Here is a 4,535-nt window from a genome sequence, read left to right as displayed (position 1 = left end):
GGACGGGTAGGGGGCGGGTCCGGTCAGGGGGTGCCGGCGCCGCGGGTCCCCCGTTGTTCCGGCGCTCTGCGCCAGGCGCCGACCCCGAGCTTCCCGGTGGTGCCGAGGTCGAGGTGCGGGGTGATCATCACCGGTGCGGCGTCCGGTGTGGCGCGCACCCTGACGTACGGGACGCCGACGGCCGTCCCGGAGCCGGTGGTGTTGCGCCACATCAGGCCGGAGCTCGCCCGTTCGCCGGGCGCCAGGGTCACCGCGCGCGGCGGGTCGTCGAACCCGGGCACGAGGGCGATGTCACCGCCGCCGTGGAGGATCCTGACGCCGTCGACCGGCCGGTGGTCCTCGTCCAGCAGGGTCAGCCGCGGGTACCCCTTCACGGTGTGGTCCCGGTCGCCGCAGTTCTCCAGGATCAGCCCCACCACGCGCAGCCCCATGGCGGCGTCGCCGTCGTCGGCCGTGACGCGGATCCCGGAGGGCGGGCAGACACCCGCCGCGGACGGCGCCTCGGCCGCCGGGACGCTGGTCACCTCGGCGACCTTCACCCCCTTCACCGACGGCGCTCCGGGCGGAAGGGACTCCATCCGCACGGTCGCGCGCACGGTCCGGCCCGGCCCGACCGGGCCCACGGTGACCTTCTGGTTGCTCACGGCCCCGCCGGCGCCCGAGGTGAAGTCGAACAGGACGGTGTACGTCAGGGCCTCGGCGGCGGAGTTGACGACCTCGTAGTCCGCCGAGACGCCGGAGCCGGCCGGGAGCCCGGTGGGGAGGGGCTCGGCCCGGACACCGCCCGTGGTCCCGGCGCCCGTGGCGGACGGGGAAGCGGACGGGAGGGCCACCGAGGTGATCCGCACGCCGTCCACCGCGGGCTCCGGGACAGCGGTCCGCGGCGCCTCACCGCCCGCGCCGGCGCCGCCGTCGTGCGGGCCGGCGCGCTGCGCTCCGCACGCGGTGAGCAGCAGCACGGCGGCGACGGCCGGGAGGAGGGGGGTGGTTCTGCGCATCCGGCCACCTCATCAGGGCCCCGTCCGCACGACTGTGGCGGAAGCCACAGTTCCGGCCACAGCCGTGTCACAGACGCCCATGACGCGGGCGTCCGCCTCGCTAGGACAGCTGGGCCTGCACCTGGGCGGAGACGAGTTCCAGGTGGTCCAGGTCGTGCAGGTCGAGGACCTGGAGGTACAGCCGCTCCGCTCCGGCCTCGGCATAGCGGCCGATCTTGTCGACGACCTCGGCCGGGGAGCCCGCCAGCCCGTTCGTCCTCAGCTCGTCGACCTCGCGGCCGATGGCGGCGGCCCGTCGGGCGAGTTCCTGCTCGTCCTTGCCGACGCAGACGACCAGGGCGGTGGAGAAGGTGACGGCGTCGGCCGGACGGCCGATCTCCGCCGCCGCGTCCCGCACCCGGGCGAACTGGCGTGCGCTGTCCTCGACCGAGCCGAACGGCATGTTGAACTCGTCGGCGAAGCGTGCGGCCAGGCGCGGCGTGCGGGTCGCGCCCGTGCCGCCGATCAGCACCGGGATCTTCGGCTGTACGGGCTTGGGCAGCCCGGGCGAGTCGGCGAGCTCGTAGTACGAGCCGCGGAAGTCGAAGGTCTTGCCGGGCTCGGTGGCCCACAGGCCGGTGACGATCTCCAGTTGCTCCTCCAGGCGGCCGATCTTCTCCTTCGGGAAGGGGATGCCGTACGCCTTGTGCTCGTCCTCGTACCAGCCCGCTCCCAGGCCCAGTTCGACGCGCCCGCCGGACATCTGGTCGACCTGCGCGACCTGGATGGCGAGGACGCCGGGCAGCCGGAAGGTGCCCGCCGTCATCAGCGTGCCGAGCCGGATGCGCTTGGTCTCGCGGGCGAGGCCGGCGAGCGTGATCCAGGCGTCCGTGGGGCCCGGAAGGCCGCTCACGTCGCCCATCTTGAGATAGTGGTCGGACCGGAAGAAGGCGTCGAAACCGAGGTCCTCGGTGGCCTTCGCCACGGTGAGGAGGGTGTCGTAGGTCGCCCCCTGCTGGGGCTCGGTGAAGATACGAAGGTCCATGACTCCATCCTGCACGCAGACGCCCGCGGCCGTTCCGCCGGTCCGCCCCCGCCGGGTCCGCCCCAGCCGGTCCGCCCCGGCCGGGTCTCCCCGCGCGGGAGGAGGACGTCCGCGCCCAGGAGCTCACCGCTCACCCCGGACACTCGTCGCTCACCGCTCCGGCAACGCGCCCTCCCGCTCCTCCCGCTCCTCTCTCGCCGCCAGCTTGCGCAGCATCTCCAGGACGCGGTCCCTGGACTCGTCCGCCGCGTCGATGGCCTCCATGCACTGCCAGTACGTGCCCTGGTCGTCCACCGAGCTCGCCAGGCCGACCAGGGCGATGCCCACCTCGCCGAGCAGGCAGCCCAGGTCGAGCAGCGCCCGGCGGGCGTCGTCCAGATCGGTGAGCCGGGCGGCCAGCAGATCCCCCGGATCGAGGTCCGGCGAGCCCAGCACGCCGCACCCCCTGCCCGCCAGCTCCGTCAGTCCCAGCGCCTCGCCCCGCAGTTCGGGCGGCCCCGACACGGCGAGGCGGCTGCCGATCGCCTGCGCCAGGGCCTGCGCCTGCCAGACCTCCGTGAAAATCTCCGTGCGCCCGCCACTGCCGGCGAGCGCGCGCCTGCTCGTCAGGATGAGCCGCACCGCGTCCATGCGCCGCCCCCGTCTGCCCCGGCGTGCTTCCGGCACGCCACCCGAACATGACTGTTCACTACCCAGAGTGAGGGCCTCCGGGGCGAAAAGCCAGAGGTGAACCGAAATCTGTGGACAACAAATCGATTTCGGTCCGCCCCTCGACTGCGGAGAGTGAAAACGGATCGAGTCCGTCCGTGCTGCCGCGCCGCCCTGCCGACCTGTCGGGCGCCCCGCCGCTCCGCGCGGTCGGTCAGGGGGCCGGGAACCTGAGCTCGTTGCGGTCGATCTTCGCGGCCAGCGCCGCCAGGGGGTCGACGCCCAGCACCTCGCACAGTTGCAGCAGATAGGCGAGGACGTCGGCGACCTCGTCCGTGACCCGGTGCGCGGTGTCCGGGTCGTCCATCACGCGCGCGGACTCCTCCGGCGTCAGCCACTGGAAGATCTCGACCAGTTCGGACGCCTCCACGCTGAGCGCCGCGACGAGGTTCTTGGGCGTGTGGAAGGGCTGCCAGTTCCGTGCGGCCGCGAACTCGGCCAGCCTGCGCTGGAGCCGTGCCACATCGAGGTGTTGTTCTGTCACGGACCCAGGTCTACCACCGTCACCCCGTCCGTCCGGGCGGCCCGGGCGCCGTCGCCCACGGCGCCGACGCAGCGGATGTGGCCGCGCTCGGCCATCCGCACGGCCAGCCGCAGCAGTTCGTCCGCCTGCCGCGCGTCCAGGCCGCGGTCGAGGCCGTCGGCGAGCAGGGTCAGGGTCTGCATCGCGGCCGGCACCTCGCCCGCCGGGTCCACGTCGAGGACGCCCGGCCCGGTGAGCAGCACCAGCGCGAGGGCGACGTAGCGCAGCTCCCCGTATCCCAGCCGGGCCAGTTCCGCGCGGGCGCCGTCGGCGCGGTCGAGGACCGCCCGGACCGTGCCGTCGCCGAGCGGCTCGGCGCGCAGGTCCACCACCGGCGCCGACGACCCGGCGGACAACGCGGCGACCAGATGCGCGTGCCGCCGGCCGCACTCCTCCCGGGTGCGCCACAGGACGTCGGCGAGGTTGTCGCACCCGGTGAGCAGCCGGCCGGTGCCGGTGGGCACGGGCGCGCCCATCCAGTCGGGCTGCGGATCGCAGGCGAACACCGAGCGCAGCGCGACCACCATCTGCTCGGCGGCCGCCAGCACCTGCCGCTGCCCGTCCGTCCGGCCCGCCACGCGCAGCGGCAGCAGGGCGGTGCCGAGCCGGTCGTCGGGCAGCGGGGCGCGCGTCACCGGCGCGGGGCCGCCGGTGTGCCAGGCGGCCTGCACCGTGCGGCGCCCCGGATCGCGCAGGGCCGTCTCCAGCAGGACGACGCCTCCCGCGCTCAACCGCTCGCCCACGATGCGCAGTTCGGGTTCGGCCTGCACGGCGACGTCCAGGCGGACCGGACCGCCGGGTCCGTCGGCCGTGCAGCCGATGCGAAAGCCCCGGCGGCGCTGGGCGTCGGGCCGCGCGCCCTGCGGCACGCACGCGACCGGATCGGGGAACACCTCGCCCAGCAGGGCCCCGCCGCCGAGCCGCGCCAGCGCCTCGTAGGCCCGCAGCGCGCTGCTCTTGCCGCTGCCGCTGGGCCCGGCGAACAGGGTGACGGCCCCGAGCGGGAAGTGGGCCCGGCGGTGTCCCGCGAACGCCGAGAGGCGCAACTCCGTGACGCACGGCCGCGGATACCGCGCGGGGGCGGGGGCGGGGGCGGAGGCCGGGGGAACGAGCGGCGCACGGGCCTTGGGCGTCGGCGTGGGTGGCGGCGTCGGCGTCGGCTCCGAGCCGGGCTTGGGCACGGAGGGGGCTGGAGCGACGAGCAGGGAAGTGGCCGCGGTCGGGACTGCGACCGAGTCGTCAGGTACGAGTCCGGGGCCGGGATGGGGGTCGGGGCCGGGAC

Annotated in this window: 5 protein-coding genes; all 5 read right to left on the bottom strand. The window is 74.9% G+C overall.

Annotation, left to right across the window (positions count from 1 at the left end; translation table 11 throughout):
* Positions 1-23: 23 nt before the first annotated feature.
* The 5 genes from KMS84_RS37930 to KMS84_RS37910 all read right to left on the bottom strand — a co-directional run bounded on the left by KMS84_RS37930 (position 24) and on the right by KMS84_RS37910 (position 4,434).
* Entirely contained in the window at positions 24-998 is a 975-nt protein-coding gene (locus tag KMS84_RS37930; RefSeq protein WP_256921105.1) for a DUF4232 domain-containing protein, read from the bottom strand.
* 100 nt (positions 999-1,098) lie between these two features.
* Complete coding sequence (locus KMS84_RS37925) at positions 1,099-2,022, bottom strand: LLM class F420-dependent oxidoreductase (protein ID WP_256921104.1); 924 nt, start codon at positions 2,020-2,022, stop codon at positions 1,099-1,101.
* Between the two features lie 150 nt (positions 2,023-2,172).
* Positions 2,173-2,652 (bottom strand): DUF6099 family protein, encoded by a 480-nt coding sequence (locus KMS84_RS37920; protein WP_256921107.1) that lies wholly within the window; start codon positions 2,650-2,652, stop codon positions 2,173-2,175.
* 232 nt (positions 2,653-2,884) lie between these two features.
* The gene (locus KMS84_RS37915; RefSeq protein ID WP_256921103.1) at positions 2,885-3,214 is read right to left on the bottom strand and encodes a nucleotide pyrophosphohydrolase; all 330 of its coding nucleotides are present in this window, start codon (positions 3,212-3,214) and stop codon (positions 2,885-2,887) included.
* Positions 3,211-4,434, bottom strand: coding sequence for an AAA family ATPase (locus KMS84_RS37910; protein ID WP_256921106.1), 1,224 nt, complete (start codon positions 4,432-4,434; stop codon positions 3,211-3,213). Before KMS84_RS37910 ends, KMS84_RS37915 begins: the two co-directional genes overlap by 4 nt.
* Positions 4,435-4,535 lie beyond the last annotated feature (101 nt).

It is taken from the genome of Streptomyces hilarionis, from assembly GCF_024539675.1.
Taxonomy (GTDB): domain Bacteria; phylum Actinomycetota; class Actinomycetes; order Streptomycetales; family Streptomycetaceae; genus Streptomyces; species Streptomyces hilarionis.
This window is presented reverse-complemented; position numbering and strand designations above follow the sequence as displayed.